Source organism: Pseudonocardia sp. ICBG1142 (assembly GCF_020496255.1).
GTDB lineage: Bacteria > Actinomycetota > Actinomycetes > Mycobacteriales > Pseudonocardiaceae > Pseudonocardia.
The window spans coordinates 775,946-793,697 of sequence record NZ_JAHLJC010000030.1; the positions used below are offsets into that span (position 1 = coordinate 775,946).

The following is a 17,752-nucleotide window of genomic DNA, read 5'->3' on the forward strand; positions in this document are numbered from 1 at the left end:
TCACGGCCCGGCCGGCTCGCCGTGCCAGGCGGGGGACGGTGCGCCGATGACCGAGAGGAGCTGCAGCTTCTCGTGCGTCTCGCTGCCCGGTACGGCGGTGTAGACGAGCAGCAGGTGGGACTGCTCGGGGTCGAGCAGCGTCTGACAGTGCAGTTCCAGCGCGCCGACCTCGGGGTGGACGAGCCGTTTGAGGTCGTCGGACCGGACTCCGATCTCGTGGGCGTCCCACAGCGTGCGGAACTCCTCGTTGTGCGGGTGGAGGAGCTCGGCGAGCCGGGCCGCGCGGGAGTCCGGTCCGCGCCGGACCGCGACCGCGCGCAGGCCCGAGACGTAGCGCCGCGACAGCAGCGCGTGGTCCTCCGGTGGGTAGCGCCTGCGAGCTGCGGGCTCGGTGAACCAGCGGTAGCCGACGCTCCGCCTCGGCCCGGTGAACCCGGTCGTGTCGCCGGTGAGCGCGACCCCCAGTGACGTCTGGCGCAGCGTCTCCCCGAGCTCGGTGACGATCTCGGCGGGGGTGTCGACGAGCCGGTCGAGGATGCGCAGCAGCCCGGGTCCGATGTGGTCGCCGCCCGTTCCGCGGGCTGGTGGGTGCTGGCCGGCGAGCCGGAACAGGTGGTCGCGCTCGTCGAGCGACAGGTGCAGGCCCTGGGCGATCGCGGCGATCATCTGCTCCGACGGCCGCGGGCCGCGCTCCCGTTCGAGGCGCGCGTAGTAGTCGGTCGACATGTGGCACAGGGCCGCGGCTTCCTCCCGGCGCAGCCCGCTGGTGCGGCGCCGCTGCCCCCGCGGCAGTCCGACGTCCTCCGGTTGGAGCACCTCACGACGCCGGCGCAGGAACTGCGCCAGGCCCGTCCTGTCGATCATCCGCGCCGCCTCTCGGTCGCTCACCGATTCGTTCCTACCGCGACGCGCGGGGCGTAGCCACGGACTGCCGATCCTCCCCACCGGCTCCGGGTCGGACCGCTCAGCCACGGATCGTCAGGCCGTGGCTACCGACCGGCACAGCGACGAACGTGGTCGGCACACCCCCACCGAGCCGAGGAGCCCACCGTGCCGAACGAACTCGTGTCGCTCGACCCGACCGCGACCGTCCCATCGGAGCGCCCGGAGGACCGCCGCTCCGACGGGCAGGCCCCGGCCGCGACGCTCGGCGCCGCGATGCGCACCAGCCTGGCGCGATCGGGTGGCGGGTTCGGCATCCTCCTCGCCGCCGTACCGACCGTCGCCTTCGTGGTCGCCGACGCGGTGGGCGGTCTGACCTGGGCCTTCGTCGCGCTCGCCGTGGCGGCGCCGGTGACGTTCGGGGTGCGCCTGGCCCGTCGGGAGTCACTGCGGGGCGCCGTCGTCGGTCTGGCGGTCGCCGGGGTGTGTGCAGCCGTCGCCGGGTTCTCCGGGGAGGCACGGGCGTTCTTCCTGCTGCCCACGCTGATCCCCGCCGCGCTCGGCGTACTGTTCCTCGGCTCGGTCCTCGTCCGCCGGCCGGTGACCGGGACGTTGTTCAACCGTCTGGTCGGTGGCCCCGACGACTGGCGCGACCACTCCCGGCTGATGCGCATCTACACCGTCACCACGCTGGTCGGCGTCGTGCTCCACGCGCTCAACCTCACCCTGCGCGCCCTGGCCTACCTGGCGGACCAGCCCGCCGTCCTCGCCGCGCTCAGCGTCGGGGCCGTTCCGGTCTTCGCGGCGCTTGCTGCGGTCACACTCGTCGCCGCACGCCGCGCGGTCAGCTCCCGCGGTGCCGATGGGACCTGAGCCGCCGCACATCCGGCCGTCGTCCCTCACACCTCACCCATCAGAGGGGCACCGTGTCTCGCACCCGCGGCATCGCGCTATCGGCGGGCGGCATCCTCGTCGGGACCCCGCAGAGCGCCGCGCTGGCCGCGCTATACACCGCGATCTCTCCGAGCAAGGCGGGGCAACTCTACGGGCCAGAGGTCCGGGCGGCATCCCCGCCGAGCTGGGACCTACCGGCCCCTGCGCGGCACCACCGACGCCCGAGGGCATCTGGGACGTCTCGCACGAGCTCACAGGTCTGCCCTGGGACGACGTCGTCACCACCGTCCACCGCGACATGGTCGGTGGACCTGGTGTTGTGGTGAGCGGGTCCGGACGACCTGACGTCACGTGTGGTAGCCGAAGGGAGGTCGATGGGATGCACGGCCGCCATCCCGGTACCAGCCCGATAGGCGAGGGCCGGTTCGATCCAGTTCTGGATCCTAGGTTGCCGCCGCATAGATCGAATTGACGATTTTCTTGCGACAGGTCAAAACGGTCCTCTTCACTAGGCAATTCGCCGACACACTTCCATCGATCTTGTAGCACATCCTAGAAGCAGACTGGTTCGCCACTCGCGGACGGGCTCGAGCGGAACGCTGCGGACTTCGCTTGGGTCGATTGAATAGCAAGTATAGGTTAAATTGCGCGCTGTTGGTCTAGACTGCCGGGGCCTACCGAATCTGAGCCGGGCGCGAACTCGCACTTTGTCGGCCACCTCGACGAGAACTTTCGCTCCTGCAAGATTGCGACCACCTCCAGTAGTCGTACCAGATTCAACCGAGGCTCTAGAGGCCGTCGAGTTGACTGTGACGTCGGAGGGTACTGGGACGACTACCGATCGTGAAGATCCCCACTCCGTCAGCTCGGCCTTACACATGAACGAGGTACTCGCGCTCATAGAGGCTTATTCAGGCCCCGTGAAATAACGATCTAGCCCGGCGTGTCGGATTGGGCGACAGCCCGTCCATCGCGAATATTGGTTTGCCGAATCAATCCGAGATGAACGGGCTGCCGCAGTATGTACTATACCACTGGTTTCCGGCGTGATGAAATTCAGGATCTTGTCGCTATAGTGTATGAGCAGGATCAGCGGGACGCGACGGAGGCACGTTTGTCTTGGCCGCCGGTTCTGGGGTTGTTCTGGTCGGTGGTGATCACGTTGGCGTATCTGCGCGGGAATCGTGTGCAGTGGGAGTTGGCGGAAACCTATGGGGTGTCGCAGTCGACGGTTAGTCGAGCGATCACGGGGGTGACACCGTTGCTGGCACAGGCGCTGCGGAGTGTCGTTCCGACGGCAGAGGAGCTTCGTGCCGATCGGCAGTACATCATCGATGGAACCTTGCTGCCCTGCTGGTCATGGGCCGCGGTGCCGGGTCTGTGGTCGGGCAAGCATCGCACCACCGGCGTCGTCGTCCAGGTCGCAGCCACCCTGGAAGGGCAGCTGTCGTGGATCTCCGACCCGACCCCAGGCTCCCGACACGACCTATATTGCCTCGACCAATCCGGCGCCCTCGACCACCTCGCCACATACCCCCCGATCGGCGATAAAGGATACATCGGGCGCGGCATGCTCACCCCGTTCAAAAAACCACCCGGCCGGGAACTTCTCGACTGGCAAAAAACATTCAACAAGAGCCTCAACCACACACGCGCCACCATCGAACGAGTCATCGCCCATATCAAAACGTGGAAAGTTCTCCACACAGACTACCGGCGGCCCTACGCCACATTTAAAACGACAATCTCGGCAGTCATCGGACTCATCTTCTACACACTTACCTGACGGAGCCTGAATAAGCCTCATAGCGCCGACTTTGACTGCAATTGTTACTTTAGCTGGTGCATGGTGGAAAGAGACGCAGCAAAGGCGAACTGGCGAACAAAGACGTCAACGACTCCTAACCCAAGTGAAGTCTGAGATCGAGATGATCGAAGCATGGGCGAAAGCGCATGCTTCGATCAACTCTACAGGAAACGCTCCTGAACTCGTTCAGCGTCGAGCGGCAGCCGATCTGGACTCAGCCTACGAGCGAATGTCGCAACTATCGCCAGCGCTAAGACAGCCAGTAACCCTAGCGAGCGTCCTATCCAAGGTTTTCCTGCGTGATTTTAGCGTCACAGGCTGGGCACGAGCGTGGCGCCTGCTCTACTACTTTTCGCTCTTTATGATGATTACCTGGGGCCTAGTGGTCTTCTCTCGGCCGAATTCATGGGGCAGTATAGAAATGGCGGCGACAACCATCTTTACCTACTTGTTTGTGGCACTGCTGCCAGCATGGCTACTCGCTCGATTAACCATCGCAGTTGCGCGCAGGAGTCAGCGCTCCCCGAATTCCATCTCTGGGCAATTATCGTCAGCTCCTCACTCCGGGCAGCAAGCCAGCGCCCGGAGACCAGAAGAACGCCCGCGCTGGTAGATGCGGGCTGCGCGTTGAAGTGCGGGGCGGGGCCTACAGAAGACCGCATGCTCGCCCAGCACTTCAACTCGACCGGCGATGAAGGCGCCGCCTGACACCGGATGGAGGGTCTAGCCACGGAGCTCTCTGCCGTTGTTGTCGTGTCCCGGCTGATGCTTGACGTCCCGGTCTCACCTGATGCTTGACGTCGGACGCGGATCGAGCGGGTACGGTCAGGCTCATGTGGCTCCCGCTCGCGAAGCGCCCCCGTACCGCCTGAGGCGGTGCACTCCGCCGTCCGACCCTGCTAGCTAGGTCCGACGGCCTCTCACCCGTGCCGACATGGGCTCGTCGTGTAGACGTGCCACCGCCGCGTCCCCGCTTCCATGTACAGGGACTACGCGACTGTGGAGACAACTCCGGCCGTCGGCTGCCACGCTGACGGCGCTTCCTCATACCCGACCCCGCTGGACGCCGTGCTCGGACGGCTGCGGTGCCCGCTGTGCCATGCCGCCGTGCTGTGCCGAGACGGCAGGACGGTCCGTTGCCGGGCGGGCCATTCCTTCGACATATCCCGTCATGGCCACCTCACCCTTCTCTCCGGCCGGCGCCGCCACCGCGGAGACACCACGGAGATGGTGACGGCCAGAGAATCGTTCCTGCGCCAGGGCCACTTCGAGGCGCTGCGCTCGACGATCACGGCATTCGCCGCCGAGTACGCCCCACGACAGACCGGGCTCGTCGCCGACCTCGCCGGAGGCACCGGCTACTACCTCGCCTCAACCCTCGATGCACTTCCTGCAGCGTGGGGCGCGACCCTGGATCTGTCGGCCGCAGCACTGCGGCGTGCGAGCCGCGCCCATCCCAGAGCTGCCGCTGTCGGAGCAGACATGTGGCAACCACTGCCACTCGCGTCGCGGTCAGCCGATGTCGTGCTGAACGTCCTCGGTCCACGGACACCGGGTGAGATCGACCGCGTGCTGAGCAGCGACGGGGTCCTGATCATGGCGACGGCGGGCGCGGAGCATCTGCGCGAGCTGCGCAGCCGCCTCGGCACGATCGGCGTCGACCCCCGCAAGGCGGACCGGCTCCGGCACGCCTTCGAGGGCTTCACCGAGGTTGCTCGGCAAGCGGTGAGGTGGCGGCTCGCCCTGGGCCGCGACCAGGTGCGCGCGCTCGTCGACATGGGGCCCAGCGCCCATCACGTCGACGCGGACCACCGCGACCGCGTCGTGCATCAGCTGCCGGACATCCTGGGGGTCACCGCCGCTGTGGACGTCGTCGTTCTCCGTCGCGATACGACCCGCAGTTAGGCAGTCGAAGCATCGGCGACGACAGCCCCCGCCGCGGGAAGGTCGGGATCGTCTCCGTTGGCCAGGGCGATGCTGGCAGCGCGCGGGCAGTATCGAGGGCGTCGCAGTTCAGCTCGAGTGCAGGTACGGGGATGTCGTACGCGGTTTCACCGTTCATCTCGCGGGGGTCGACGAGCACCAGTCGTCGGCCACCGTGCAGGACATTCGGGACAAGAGATCGCCGAGGCAGGGATCTAAGCGCAGGTCTCCGGCGAGCCGGCGCCGCTCGCGAGAGACCGGGCGCCCGACGTACTGCTGTTCGAGTTCCCGCACGAGAGCGTCCTGCGGGTGAGCCGTTTTCGACCTTGCTGTCGACCGCGTCGGGCCGGAGAGCTTCCACCCACACGAGCTGCGACACACCACGGCGTCGCAGGCGATCACGTCGGGCGCGGACGTCGGGGTCGTCCAGATGATGCTCGGGCACGAGAGGCACCACTGGGCGACCTGCGGCGCCAGACGTCGGTAGCCCAACCACCAGCGCCGGAGGCACTCGTCACTTCTCAGCTCCGCTCGGGCCCACCCGCCCCCGACGGCCTGGAGACGACCTGGCGAACCGCCGCTCCGCGAGGCAGCGAGCGCGTCTCAGTCGGGCGCACTCCCGTACCGCTGGGTGATGACCTCCAGGTGGTGTCCACCGGGGTCGTCGAAGTACAGCCCCCGCCCACCGTGGTTGTCGTTGATCGTGCCGGGCCCGCGGTAGCCAGGTGCGGCGTAGTAGACGACGCCCCGGGCGTCGAGACGCCCGCGAATGGCGTCGAAATCGTCCTCGCCGACCAGGAACGCCACATGCTGGCCGGGAAAATCGATGGGCGGCGCGGCGTAGTCGATGGTCAGAGTCTCGTCCACGTCGACGGCGATGAAAGGTCCCCATGGGTGGGGGTCGGGCAGACCGAGGATGTCGGCGAGAAACTGCGCTGATTCGTGGGCGTCCTTGGCGGCTAAGGCCAAGTGATCGAGTCGTACGGCCATGGGATGGTGACTCCAGGGCTCCGGCGCCTCCACCTGCCGATCGATCACCGGCCCAGGCGCGACGCTGTGAGGATTTGACCGCAGCTGGCCCCTCTGGTCAACCCCGAGTCACCGACCCGCGTGGCCTCGTGGGGTGCCCGCCGCCCGACCTCTGTTCTCGGCGGTGTGCCTTGCTGCCTCGATTGTCGGCCAGGCCCCCGCCCGCCGGAGCGGGAGGCCAGGGCCGAAGGGCCGTGGCCGGTTCGGCGCCGGAGGCGTCGCGTTCGCCCTCGCGCGGAGGTCCGCCGGCATGGAGTGGCTCCACCTGCACCGTCTCCGGCATGCCTGCGGGACCTACCTCGTCGCCCAGGGCGTCGACCTACGGACGGTCATGGAGGTCCTCGGGCACTCGACCTACCGGCTCACGATGGACACCTACGCCCACGGCCTGCCGAACCAGATGTTCGACGCTGGGGGCGCGATTGACCGCGCCTGGGACGACGACTGATGCGCCGTGGCTGCACGATGGCTGTATCGGCACCGACATCAGCGGCACCGATGTTCCACGTGGAAGCTGTTATCGCAGGTCAGATGGAGTGGAGACAAGGGGAATCGAACCCCTAACCCCCGCCTTGCAAAGGCGGTGCTCTGCCAATTGAGCTATGTCCCCTGGTGGGTCCCGACCACGGTACCCCGGGAGGCGGAGTCAGCGAGTGGTGGCCTCGTGCCACAGGTCGTCGGACCCGACACCGCGGAGGCGGGACCAGCCGAAGTACGCGGCACCGGCGGCGACGGCCAGCACGAACAGCTTCTTCATCGCAGGTCTCCTCGCGAGTGACTGTCGGAGGGGGAAGGTGTGGGCCTAGCTGGATTTGAACCAGCGACCTCATCGTTATCAGCGATGCGCTCTAACCAACTGAGCTATAGGCCCGTGCAACAGGAGAAACACTACCTCACGGGGTCGAGCGGGTTACGAGGGGGTCCCCCGCCGCTCGGCCCCGTGCGGTGTGCGCGACGACGCTCCGGTCAGTCCCGCTCGGAGAGCGTGACCTCGATGCCGCCGACCAGGTCGGCGGCCACGTTGTAGACGAACGCGACCACGGTGATGGCCACCGCGAACAGCAGACTGTTGACCGCACCGACGACGGCCGCGAGCCCGAAGACCCGGCCGACGCTGATCAGCGACCCCCCGGTCTCCTGCTGCGAGGTGACGAGGTCGGCGTAGGTGCCGTTGAGCCGGTCCCAGACGCCCATCCCGCCGAGCACGCCGTACAGGACGCCCGCGGCGACCATCCAGACCAGCCACAGCACGACGGCCAGCGCCAGGGCCATCTTGAGCACCGACCACGGGTCGAGCCGCTTGAGCTGCAGCAGGGCCTGGCGCGGGGGCCGGTTGCGGACCGACGCGCGCGGCGGGTCCGCCGGACCCGTGCCGTTCTCGTGCGGCTCCGGATCGCGGACGGCGGTCGTCGCGCCGGTGGCCGCACTCGGTCCGGGTGCGGTCATGAACGCGGTCGGGGCCTCGCTGAGCAGCGAGTCCGCGACGGTGCCGCCGTCGCGGTCGTCATGGGTGTCGGGTACCCGGCGCCACGGGGGCGGCGAGGCCGCGGCCGGCTCGGCCGCGGCGTCGTCGCGCGGGCCGGGGACGTGGTCGGCCGCCGCCGTCGACGGGTCGTGGTCGGCGTCGGTGGCGACGGTGCGGGCCTCGTCCTGCGACGGGGTGCGGTCGTCGGTGCTCACGAGTGGGAGCTCTCCTCGCTGGTCGTCGCTCGGTACTACCCCGGCCCCACGGCGTGTGCCGGGTGGCCGGCCCTCACGGGCCGGCCACCCGACGTGGCACTACGCCTGCTGGCCCGGGTCCTCCTCGGTCTCCTCCGCGTTGCGGGCGACGGCCAGCAGCGTGGAGGTCTCGCCCAGGTTCATCAGGCGGACTCCCTTCGTCTGCCGGCCGGCCTTCCGCACCTCGCGGGCGGAGGTCCGGATGACCCCGCCGGTGGAGGTGATCGCGTACAGCTCGTCGTCGATGCCGACGATGAGCGCACCGACCAGCGTGCCACGCCGACGGTCGTACTGGAGGGTCAACACTCCCTTCCCGCCACGGCCCTGAACGGGGTAGTCCTCGATCGGGGTGCGCTTCGCGTAGCCACCGGTGGTGGCGACGAGCAGGTAGGTGTCGGGGCGGATCACGCCGAGGGCCAGCAGCTTGTCGCCCTCGTTGAACCGCATCCCCAGCACGCCGGAGGTCGCGCGACCCATCGGGCGCAGCGCGTCGTCGGACGCGGTGAACCGGATGGACTGGCCTTCGGCGGACACGAGGAGCAGATCGTCATCACCCGAACAGAGGACGGCGCCGACCAGCTCGTCGTCGTCGCGCAGGTTGATGCCGATGAGGCCGCCGGCCCGGTTGGAGTCGAAGTCGGTCAGGCGCGACTTCTTCACCAGGCCGTTGCGGGTGGCCAGCACCAGGTACGGCCGCGCCGAGTAGTCCTTGATCTGCATGACCTGGGCGATCTCCTCCTCCGGCTGCAAGGCCAGGAGGTTCGCCAGGTGCTGGCCGCGCGCGGTGCGGTTCGCCTCGGGCAGCTCGTAGGCCTTGAGCCGGTAGACCCGCCCGCGGTTGGTGAAGAACAGCATCCAGTCGTGCGTGGAGCAGACGAAGAAGTGGTTGACGATGTCGTCCTGCTTCAGCTGCGCCCCCTGCACGCCCTTCCCGCCGCGCTTCTGGGCGCGGTACAGGTCGGTCTTCGTGCGCTTGGCGTAGCCGGTGCGGGTGATCGTGACGACGACGTCCTCGACCGCGATCAGGTCCTCGTCGGTGACGTCGCCGTCGAAGCCGACGATCCGGGTGCGGCGGTCGTCGCCGTGGGCCTCGACCAGCTCGGCGAGCTCGTCGCGCACGATCTGCCGCTGCCGCTCGGGCCGGGCCAGGATGTCCTGGTAGTCGGCGATCTCGCGCTCGATCTCGGCCAGCTCGTCGACGATCTTCTGGCGCTCCAGCGCGGCGAGCCGTCGCAGCTGCATGTCCAGGATCGCCTGGGCCTGGATGTCGTCGACGTCGAGCAGGTCGATCAGGCCGGCCTTGGCGACGTCGACCGTGGCCGACGCCCGGATCAGCGCGATGACCTCGTCGAGCGCGTCGAGCGCCTTGACCAGACCACGCAGGATGTGGGCCCGCTCCTCGGCCTTGCGCAGCCGGTAGCGGGTCCGCCGGACGATGACCTCGATCTGGTGCCGGACGTAGTGCCGGATCATCTGGTCGAGGCGCAGGGTGCGCGGCACGCCGTCGACGATCGACAGCATGTTCACACCGAAGCTGTGCTGCAGCTGGGTGTGCTTGTACAGGTTGTTCAGCACGACCTTGGCGACGGCGTCGCGCTTGAGCGTGACGACGATCCGCATGCCGATGCGGTCGGAGGACTCATCGACGATCTCGGAGATCCCGGCGATCTTGCCGTCGCGGACCATGGCCGCGATCGACTCGATGAGGTTGTCCGGGTTCACCAGGTAGGGCAGCTCGGTGACCACCAGGGTGGTGCGGCCCTTGGTGTCCTCCTCGACCTCGACGACGGCGCGCATCCGCACCGAGCCGCGCCCGGTCCGGTAGGCCGACTCGATGCCGTCGCGACCGACGATGAGGCCGTAGGTCGGGAAGTCCGGCCCCTTGATCCGCTCCATCGCCGCTTCGAGGAGCTCGTCGTCGGTGGCGTCCGGGTTCTCCAGGCACCAGGCGACGCCGGCGCCGACCTCGCGCAGGTTGTGCGGCGGGATGTTGGTCGCCATGCCGACCGCGATGCCGGAGCTGCCGTTGATGAGCAGGTTCGGCACCCGCGACGGCAGGACGACCGGCTCCTGGGTCTTGCCGTCGTAATTGTCCAGGAAGTCGACGGTCTCCTCGTCGATGTCCTGGAGCATCGCCATCGCCAGCGGCGAGAGCCGGCACTCGGTGTACCGCATGGCCGCGGCCGGGTCGTTGCCGCGCGAGCCGAAGTTGCCCTGCCCCTGGATCAGCGGGTAGCGCATCGACCAGGGCTGGGCCAGCCGCACGAGGGCGTCGTAGATCGCCGAGTCACCGTGCGGGTGGTAGTTGCCCATCACGTCGCCGACGACGCGGGCGCACTTGACCGGGGCACGGTCGGGTCGGAAGCCGTTCTCCCCCATCGAGTAGAGGACGCGGCGGTGGACCGGCTTGAGCCCGTCCTCCACCAGCGGCAGCGCCCGCCCGACGATCACGCTCATCGCGTAGTCGATGTACGAGCGCTGCATCTCCTGCTGGATGTCGACCGGTTCGACCCGGCCCCCACCCTCTCCGCTACCGCCCGTGGGCGCGGCGGGGTCGATCGTGTCCGTCACGAAGTCTCCTCGTGCGTGTTCATACGTTCGTCTGGATCAGATGTGTGGATCAGACGTCCAGGAAGCGCACGTCCTTGGCGTTGCGGGTGATGAAGGAGCGGCGGGACTCGACGTCCTCACCCATCAGCACCGAGAACAGCTCGTCGGCGGTGGCGGCGTCGTCCAGGCTCACCTGGAGCAGCAGCCGGTTCGTCGGGTCCATGGTGGTCTCCCACAGCTCCTTGGCGTCCATCTCGCCGAGACCCTTGTAGCGCTGCACGCCCTGGTCCTTGGGGAGCTTCTTGCCCGCGGCACGGCCGGCCTCGATCAGGCCGTCGCGCTCGCGGTCGGTGTAGGCGTACTCCGGCTCGGCCCCGCGACCGGCCCACTTGAGCTTGTACAGCGGCGGCTGCGCCAGGAACACGTGCCCGTTCTCGATCAGCGGGCGCATGAAGCGGAACAGCAGCGTGAGCAGCAGCGTGCGGATGTGCTGGCCGTCGACGTCGGCGTCGGCCATCAGCACGAGCTTGTGGTAGCGCAGCTTCGACAGGTCGAAGTCGTCGTGGATGCCGGTGCCCATCGCGGTGATGATCGACTGGACCTCGGTGTTCTTGAGGACGCGGTCGATCCGGGCCTTCTCGACGTTGATGATCTTGCCGCGGATCGGCAGGATCGCCTGGTGCATCGAGTCGCGGCCGGCCTTCGCCGAGCCGCCGGCGGAGTCACCCTCCACGATGTAGAGCTCGCAGCTCTCCGGGTCGCGGGAGCGGCAGTCCGACAGCTTGCCGGGCAGGCCGCCGATGTCACCGGCGCTCTTGCGGCGCACGAGCTCGCGGGCACGACGCGCGGCCAGGCGGGCCTGGGCCGAGGAGACCGCCTTGGTGACGATCGTCTTGGCCTCGGTGGGGTTGCGCTCGAACCAGTCGGCGAGCCACTCGTTCGACACGCGCTGGACGAACGACTTGACCTCGGTGTTGCCGAGCTTGGTCTTGGTCTGGCCCTCGAACTGCGGCTCGGAGACCTTGACCGAGACGATCGCGGCGAGGCCCTCGCGGATGTCGTCGCCGGACAGCGCCGGGTCCTTCTCCTTGATGAGCTTCTTGTCGCGCGCGTACTTGTTGACCGTGGCGGTCAGCGCGTGGCGGAAGCCCTCCTCGTGGGTGCCGCCCTCGTGCGTGTTGATCGTGTTCGCGAAGGTGTAGACCGACTCGGAGTAGCCCGAGTTCCACTGCATCGCGACCTCGACCTGGTGGCCGGGGCCCTCGCCGGTGTAGCTGACGATCTTGCGGTGGATCGGGTCCTTGGACTTGTTCAGGTGCGCGACGAAGTCCTCCAGCCCGTTCGGGTAGTGGAAGACGTACTCCTTGGGCTTGGCGACGTAGCCCTCGGCGTCGGGCTCGGAGTCCGTGTCGATCTCCGGGACCGGTGCCTCGACCGGGTTCCCGTCCTCGTCGACCGCGTCCGACGACGGCACGCCCGCCGGCTTCTCCGGCCTGCGCTCGTCGCGCAGGACCATGGTGAGGCCCTTGTTCAGGAACGTCTGCTCCTGCAGCCGGCGACGGATCGTCTCCAGCGTGTATGTGGTCGTCTCGAAGATCTTCGGGTCGGCCCAGTAGGTGATCGTGGTGCCGGTGTCGGACTTCTTCGTGGTGCCGGCCTCGACGAGCTCGCCGGGCACGGCGTACTCGTAGTGCTGGCGCCAGATCTTGCCGTCCCGGCGGACCTCGACGTCGAGCGCGGTGGACAGCGCGTTCACGACCGAGACGCCGACGCCGTGCAGACCACCGGACACGGCATAGGACTTGTCGTCGAACTTGCCGCCCGCGTGCAGGCTGGTGAGGACGACCTCGAGGGTCGGCTTCTTCTCCACCGGGTGCATCTCGACGGGAATGCCACGACCGTCGTCCTCGACGCGGATGCCACCGTCTGACTGCAGGGTCACGACGACCTTCGTGGCGTGACCGGCCATCGCCTCGTCGACCGAGTTGTCCACCACCTCCCAGATCAGGTGGTGCAGGCCCCGCTCACCGGTCGAGCCGATGTACATGCCGGGCCGCTTGCGGACCGCCTCCAGGCCCTTGAGGACCGTGATGGACGACGCGCCGTAGGCGTTGTTCGCTGCCTTGTCGGAAGCCACGGGTAGCTGCTTCTCCTCGCCACGTGAACCGCCCGCGCGACGCGCGCACCACCGGTGCGACGACGACGGAGCGGTTCCACCGACCGGGCGCTCTGGTCATGTCATTGGGGAGCCACCCGGGGAACACCTGTCGATCCTACCCGGCGGAACGCCCGGGAAGGCGGATAGGACCCGCCCAGAAGCGCCACAGACGGGCGAACGGCGTCCGGTACGGGGTCGAACGTGGCCCCTGCCGGGCCGAGCGGACCGGCGGCCGTGTCATCTCGCGCTCACCGCCGACGAGAGCGGCCCGTGCACTCCGGTGCAGCTCCCCACCCGATCCGGGCCCCCGTACGCGCCCCTGGCGTCGTGACACGTCCGCAACGTGAGCGACCGGGCTCGCACCACCCAGTCGGCGGTCCGTGTGCGGGTGGAGCGAGGCTCAGCCGTAGGTGTCGCGAGGGCCACGACCGCGGACGTGCCGCGGACCGTGCCGCCAGCTCGGGCCGCTCGGCCCGACCACCCGGATCCGGCGCACGACGTCCGGCCCGACCGCGGCCGCGAGCCGGGTCAGCAGCTGACGCTGCAGCGTCCGCAGCTGGGTGGCCCACGCCGTCGACTCGGCCTGCAGGGTCAGCTCGCCGTCGCGCAGCGAGACCGGTGTGCAGTGGTCGGCGACGTCCGGTCCGACCAGCTGAGGCCACCGGCCGAGCACGGTCGCGTCGGTCAGCCGGTTCGACCAGCCGCGGTCCACCGACACCCGCGACACCAGGCGTCCGAACGGCTGCGGGTCCCGGTCGTCGGGCCCCGCCCCCGACCAGCGACGGCGACGCCCCCGCCCGGAGACCACGCGCAGCTTGGGCCGGTCGGCCTGGGCCCGCTCCTCGGCCTTGCGGGCCGACGCCTCACGGGCCGCGCGCAACGCCTCGCGGGCGAGGTCGGCACCGCGCAGGTTCGCGCGGTCGCCGGCGAGCAGATCCCCCTGCTCCCCCGGGACCCCCGCGCCCGTGACCCCCGCGCCCGTGACCCCCGCGCCCGTGACCGCGTCGTGACCCGGTCCGGTGTCGCGTCCGTCCCCAGGGGCGGTGCCGGCGGTGCCCGTTGCCCGACGCCCTGTCCTCCGGTTTCCGGTTCCGGAACGGCGTCCGTCCCCCGGTTCGCCTGAGTTATCCACAGTATCCACAGCCTTGTCCCCAGAATGCCGTGACGCGTTCGAGACCTGTCGGGGCGATCATGCGGGCACCTCGCCGTCGCGGCTCACCCTCCGGTCGCCGACGGCGAACCGGGCCCCGTCGAGCTCCGCGGGCACGTCCTCGGCCACCGCGGCGGTGACCAGTACCTGCTCCGCGTCGGCCACGAGGCCGGCCAGCGCGCGGCGGCGGGCCGAGTCCAGCTCGGCGAAGACGTCGTCCAGCACGAGGACCGGCTCGACGTCGTCGGCGTGCAGCAGGCGGTAGGACGCCAGCCGCAACGCCAGCGCGAACGCCCAGGACTCGCCGTGGCTGGCGTAGCCCTTCGCCGGTCCCTCGCCCAGGGCGAGGTCCAGCTCGTCGCGGTGCGGGCCGACCAGGCAGACCCCGCGTTCGATCTCCTGGGACCGCACCTGCGCCAGCCGGTCGAGCAGCAGCGTCTCCAGTTCCCCGGTCGAGGACGGCAGCTCCGCCACCCCCGCCGTCCCGAGGCTGGACCGGTAGTCCAGGCCGATCGGGTCCGACGACGGCGCGATCGCCGCGAACGCCTCCCGGGCGTAGGGCGCCAGCGCGACGACGAGCTCGCGCCGCCCGGCCAGCAGTGCCGCGCCGGTACGGGCGAGGTGCCCGTCCCAGACCTCCAGCGTCGCCAGGTCGTCGGGAAGGTCCGGGTCCGCGGCGACCGGCGACCGGGACCGGCCGCGGGCCCCGCGCAGCGCGGGCTTGGCGGACTTCAGTAGGGCCGAGCGCTGGCGCAGGACCTTGTCGTAGTCGGCGCGGACGCCGGCGTAGCGCGGGAACCGCGCGACGAGCAGCTCGTCGAGGAAGCGCCTGCGCTCCGACGGGTCGCCCCGCACGAGCGCCAGGTCCTCCGGCGCGAACAGCACGCTGCGCAGGATCCCCAGGACCTCGCGCGGCCGCGAGACCGGTGAGCGGTTGACCCGTGCCCGGTTCTGCTTCCCGTTGTTGATCTCCAGCTCGACGCCGAGCTTCCGGCCGTGATGGTGCACCTCGCCGCGGACGACGGCCTGCTCGGCCCCGCGCCGGATCAGCGGCGCGTCGGAGGACACCCGGTGCGAGCCGAAGGTGGCGAGGTAGCCGATCCCCTCGACCAGGTTGGTCTTGCCGACGCCGTTGGCCCCGACCAGCACGGTCACACCGGGGTCGAGCTCCAGCTCGGCCTCCGGCCAGGACCGGAAGTCGGTGACCGAGAACCGCCTGAGGTACACCGCCTGGTCACCCTTCCCGTCCGGCTCGGCGCCGGGTCACTGCTGCGTCGAACCGCCGCCGGACGACGGTCCCGCCTTGTCACCCGGGGACCCGGCGGGCCCGGACTTCTTCACCGCGTGCCCGCCGAACTGCTGGCGCAGCGCGGCGACGGCCTTCATCGCCGGCGACTCGGCCTGCCGGGAGGAGAACCGGGCGAACAGGGCCGCGGAGATGACCGGCAACGGCACCGCGTGCGCGATGGCCTCCTCGATCGTCCAACGGCCTTCCCCGGAGTCGTCCACGTACCCCTCGAGCTGCTCGAGGCGCGGGTCGTCCTTGAGCGCGTCGACCAGCAGGTCGAGCAGCCAGGAGCGGACGACCGTGCCACGCGACCAGGCCTGGATCACCCCGGGTACGTCGGTGATCAGCTCGCTGGCCTCCATGAGCTCGAAGCCCTCGGCGTAGGCCTGCATGAGGCCGTACTCGATCCCGTTGTGGACCATCTTCGCGAAGTGCCCCGCGCCGACCGGACCGGCGTGCGCGAAGCCCTCCTCGCGCACGCCCTCCGGACGCAGCGCGTCGAAGATCGGCATGGCACGCGCGATGTGCTCCGGCTCGCCACCGGCCATCAGGCCGTAGCCGTTGTCCTTGCCCCAGATCCCGCCGGAGACGCCGCAGTCGATGTAGCCGATGCCGTGCGCGTCGAGCAGGGCGGCGTTGGGCTGGTCGTCGGTGTAGCGGGAGTTGCCGCCGTCGATGACCAGGTCACCGGCCTCGAGCGTGGTCGCCAGCGTGGCGACGGTGTTCCGGGTCGGCTCACCGGAGGGAACCATGACCCACACGACGCGCGGTGCGGCCAGCGCACCCGCGAGTTCGGCGAGCGAGGCCACATCGCTGACCTCCGGGCGGGGGTCGTAGCCCACCACCTCGTGCCCGGCGGCCCGCAGCCGCTCCCGCATGTTGCCGCCCATGCGGCCGAGTCCGATCATGCCGATCTGCACGGCAGAGGCCCCCTTCACGTCCGTGCCGCCGGCATGCCCCACAGGGCTCCGGTGGCCCTCGTCGATCACACCGGGGAGGAGTCTTCCCCCTCGCCGGGACGTCCGCCCGGCGGGGGTCAGCCCGGCAGCCGCACCGGCATCAGCAGGTGCAGGTAGCCCGACTTCTCCGGCGACGGAGCCTCGCCCGCGTCGTCGGTGGCGGGCTTGGGCACCGGGCGGACCAGTGAGGGCCGGTTCGGCGTGGTGAACGTCAGCTGCGCGCGGTCGGTGTGCAGCGCGCCGAGCGCGTCGAGCAGGTAGCCCGGGTTGAACGCGATCGTCAGCGGGCTGCCGTCGAGCGCGCAGGGCAGCTCCTCCTCGGCGGACCCGACGTCGTCGCCGCCGGCGGCCAGCCGCAGGCCGTCCTCGCCGAACTCCATCCGGATCTGGGCGACCCGGTCCGCGACGAGCGAGACACGCTTGATCGCCTCGACCAGCAGCGCGACGTCGAGCTCGACGGCGGTGGTGTGCTCGGCCGGGATCAGCTGGCGGAAGCGCGGGAACTCGGCGTCGAGCAGCCGGCTGGTGGAGCGACGGCCGCCACCGGTGAGGCCGAGCATCCCGTCCCCGGCCGACAGCGCGATCTCCACGGTGCCGGACCCGGCGAGGGTCTTGGCGACCTCGGCGAGGGTCTTGGCCGGGATCAGCACCGCGGTCGAGATCGAGGCGTCCTCCGGGGACCACTCGAGCTCGCGGACGGCGAGCCGGAACCGGTCGGTGGCCGCGAGCGTCAGCTGCGAGCCCTCGATCTCGAGCCGGATGCCGGTCAGCATCGGCAGCGTGTCGTCCCGGCCGGACGCGACGGCGACCTGGGCGACGGCGGCGGCCAGCGCGTCGGCGGCGACCGACCCGGCGCGCTGCGGCATGTCGGGCAGCTGCGGGTAGTCCTCGACCGGCATCGTCGGGAGGCTGAACCGGGAGTTGCCGCAGTTGATCGTGGCGCGGGAACCGTCGACGGTCAGGTCGACCGGCTTGGACGGCAGCGCGCGGGTGATGTCGGCCAGCAGCCGCCCGGAGACGAGCGTGCGGCCCGGCTCCCCGACCGTCGCGTCGAGCTCGACGCGGGCCGAGGTCTCGTAGTCGAAGCCGGAGACCGTCAGCTTCTCGCCGGACTCGCCGTCGGACTGGATGAGGACCCCGCCGAGCACGGGCACCGGCGGACGAGCCGGGAGGCTGCGCGCCACCCAGGCAGCCGCATCCGCGAGGACGTCGCGTTCGACCCGGAACTTCATCTGGAGACCTTCCCCGGTAGCGCCCGACTCCGACCACGGCGAGGGGCCGGGTCGTCGACGGGACGGCGGTGCTGCGGCGGACCGGTTCGGCCTCCGGGTCCGGCCGGCCCCGTGGCCCGGAGGGGCTGCGGAGCGGAGTGGCCGGGACGGGATCGGAAGCC

At 69.8% G+C, this 17,752-nt stretch carries 15 protein-coding genes and 2 tRNA genes; 5 read left to right on the forward strand and 12 right to left on the reverse strand.

Annotated features, from left to right (window positions below; all coding sequences use genetic code 11):
- Complete coding sequence (locus KPL59_RS17860) at positions 1–864, reverse strand: helix-turn-helix transcriptional regulator (protein ID WP_226362100.1); 864 nt, start codon at positions 862–864, stop codon at positions 1–3.
- Positions 865–1,050: 186 nt separating this feature from the next.
- Between KPL59_RS17860 and KPL59_RS17865 the strand changes: the two genes are divergently transcribed.
- The 4 genes from KPL59_RS17865 to KPL59_RS17880 all read left to right on the forward strand — a co-directional run bounded on the left by KPL59_RS17865 (position 1,051) and on the right by KPL59_RS17880 (position 5,993).
- Complete coding sequence (locus tag KPL59_RS17865) at positions 1,051–1,755, forward strand: DUF3159 domain-containing protein (RefSeq protein ID WP_226361450.1); 705 nt, start codon at positions 1,051–1,053, stop codon at positions 1,753–1,755.
- A 1,042-nt stretch (positions 1,756–2,797) separates the two neighbouring features.
- Complete coding sequence (locus KPL59_RS17870) at positions 2,798–3,562, forward strand: transposase (RefSeq protein ID WP_226359944.1); 765 nt, start codon at positions 2,798–2,800, stop codon at positions 3,560–3,562.
- 1,089 nt (positions 3,563–4,651) lie between these two features.
- Positions 4,652–5,488, forward strand: a complete 837-nt coding sequence (locus tag KPL59_RS17875; RefSeq protein ID WP_226361451.1) for a putative RNA methyltransferase — start codon at positions 4,652–4,654, stop codon at positions 5,486–5,488.
- Positions 5,489–5,876: 388 nt separating this feature from the next.
- Positions 5,877–5,993, forward strand: a complete 117-nt coding sequence (locus KPL59_RS17880) for a hypothetical protein (protein WP_374111658.1) — start codon at positions 5,877–5,879, stop codon at positions 5,991–5,993.
- A gap of 116 nt (positions 5,994–6,109) precedes the next feature.
- On the opposite strand, the gene KPL59_RS17885 is transcribed toward KPL59_RS17880, so the two are convergent.
- Complete coding sequence (locus tag KPL59_RS17885) at positions 6,110–6,496, reverse strand: VOC family protein (protein WP_226361452.1); 387 nt, start codon at positions 6,494–6,496, stop codon at positions 6,110–6,112.
- A 163-nt stretch (positions 6,497–6,659) separates the two neighbouring features.
- On the opposite strand from KPL59_RS17885, the gene KPL59_RS17890 reads away from it, so the two are divergent.
- Complete coding sequence (locus KPL59_RS17890; protein ID WP_226361453.1) at positions 6,660–6,983, forward strand: tyrosine-type recombinase/integrase; 324 nt, start codon at positions 6,660–6,662, stop codon at positions 6,981–6,983.
- An 89-nt stretch (positions 6,984–7,072) separates the two neighbouring features.
- Here KPL59_RS17890 and KPL59_RS17895 read toward each other — a convergent pair.
- From KPL59_RS17895 to dnaN, 10 genes are all read right to left on the reverse strand, one after another.
- Positions 7,073–7,145 (reverse strand) — tRNA-Ala (locus KPL59_RS17895).
- Between the two features lie 36 nt (positions 7,146–7,181).
- Positions 7,182–7,292: a DLW-39 family protein gene (locus tag KPL59_RS17900; protein ID WP_020628481.1), complete on the reverse strand. Its 111-nt coding sequence runs from the start codon at positions 7,290–7,292 to the stop codon at positions 7,182–7,184.
- Between the two features lie 40 nt (positions 7,293–7,332).
- Positions 7,333–7,406, reverse strand: a tRNA-Ile gene (locus KPL59_RS17905).
- A gap of 95 nt (positions 7,407–7,501) precedes the next feature.
- Positions 7,502–8,215 (reverse strand): DUF3566 domain-containing protein, encoded by a 714-nt coding sequence (locus tag KPL59_RS37000; protein ID WP_226361454.1) that lies wholly within the window; start codon positions 8,213–8,215, stop codon positions 7,502–7,504.
- A 99-nt stretch (positions 8,216–8,314) separates the two neighbouring features.
- Positions 8,315–10,825 (reverse strand): DNA gyrase subunit A, encoded by a 2,511-nt coding sequence (gene gyrA, locus KPL59_RS17915; protein WP_226361455.1) that lies wholly within the window; start codon positions 10,823–10,825, stop codon positions 8,315–8,317.
- 49 nt (positions 10,826–10,874) lie between these two features.
- On the reverse strand, positions 10,875–12,941 hold the full coding sequence (gene gyrB / locus KPL59_RS17920) for a DNA topoisomerase (ATP-hydrolyzing) subunit B (RefSeq protein ID WP_226361456.1): 2,067 nt from the start codon (positions 12,939–12,941) through the stop codon (positions 10,875–10,877).
- A gap of 421 nt (positions 12,942–13,362) precedes the next feature.
- A complete protein-coding gene (locus tag KPL59_RS17925) occupies positions 13,363–14,094 on the reverse strand; it encodes a DciA family protein (RefSeq protein ID WP_308187907.1) in 732 nt (243 codons plus the stop codon).
- 57 nt (positions 14,095–14,151) lie between these two features.
- Entirely contained in the window at positions 14,152–15,339 is a 1,188-nt protein-coding gene (gene recF / locus KPL59_RS17930; protein WP_226361457.1) for a DNA replication/repair protein RecF, read from the reverse strand.
- A 36-nt stretch (positions 15,340–15,375) separates the two neighbouring features.
- A complete protein-coding gene (gene gnd / locus KPL59_RS17935; RefSeq protein WP_051050530.1) occupies positions 15,376–16,320 on the reverse strand; it encodes a phosphogluconate dehydrogenase (NAD(+)-dependent, decarboxylating) in 945 nt (314 codons plus the stop codon).
- Between the two features lie 116 nt (positions 16,321–16,436).
- Positions 16,437–17,591 (reverse strand): DNA polymerase III subunit beta, encoded by a 1,155-nt coding sequence (dnaN, locus tag KPL59_RS17940; RefSeq protein WP_226361458.1) that lies wholly within the window; start codon positions 17,589–17,591, stop codon positions 16,437–16,439.
- Positions 17,592–17,752: the final 161 nt, after the last annotated feature.

Coding starts and splice junctions, on each gene's coding strand:
- KPL59_RS17860 (WP_226362100.1), bottom strand. CDS start 864: ATGATCGACAGGACGGGCCTGGCGCAGTTCCTGCGCCGGCGTCGTGAG.
- KPL59_RS17900 (WP_020628481.1), bottom strand. CDS start 7,292: ATGAAGAAGCTGTTCGTGCTGGCCGTCGCCGCCGGTGCCGCGTACTTC.
- KPL59_RS17870 (WP_226359944.1), top strand. CDS start 2,798: ATGTACTATACCACTGGTTTCCGGCGTGATGAAATTCAGGATCTTGTC.
- dnaN (WP_226361458.1), bottom strand. CDS start 17,591: ATGAAGTTCCGGGTCGAACGCGACGTCCTCGCGGATGCGGCTGCCTGG.
- KPL59_RS17885 (WP_226361452.1), bottom strand. CDS start 6,496: ATGGCCGTACGACTCGATCACTTGGCCTTAGCCGCCAAGGACGCCCAC.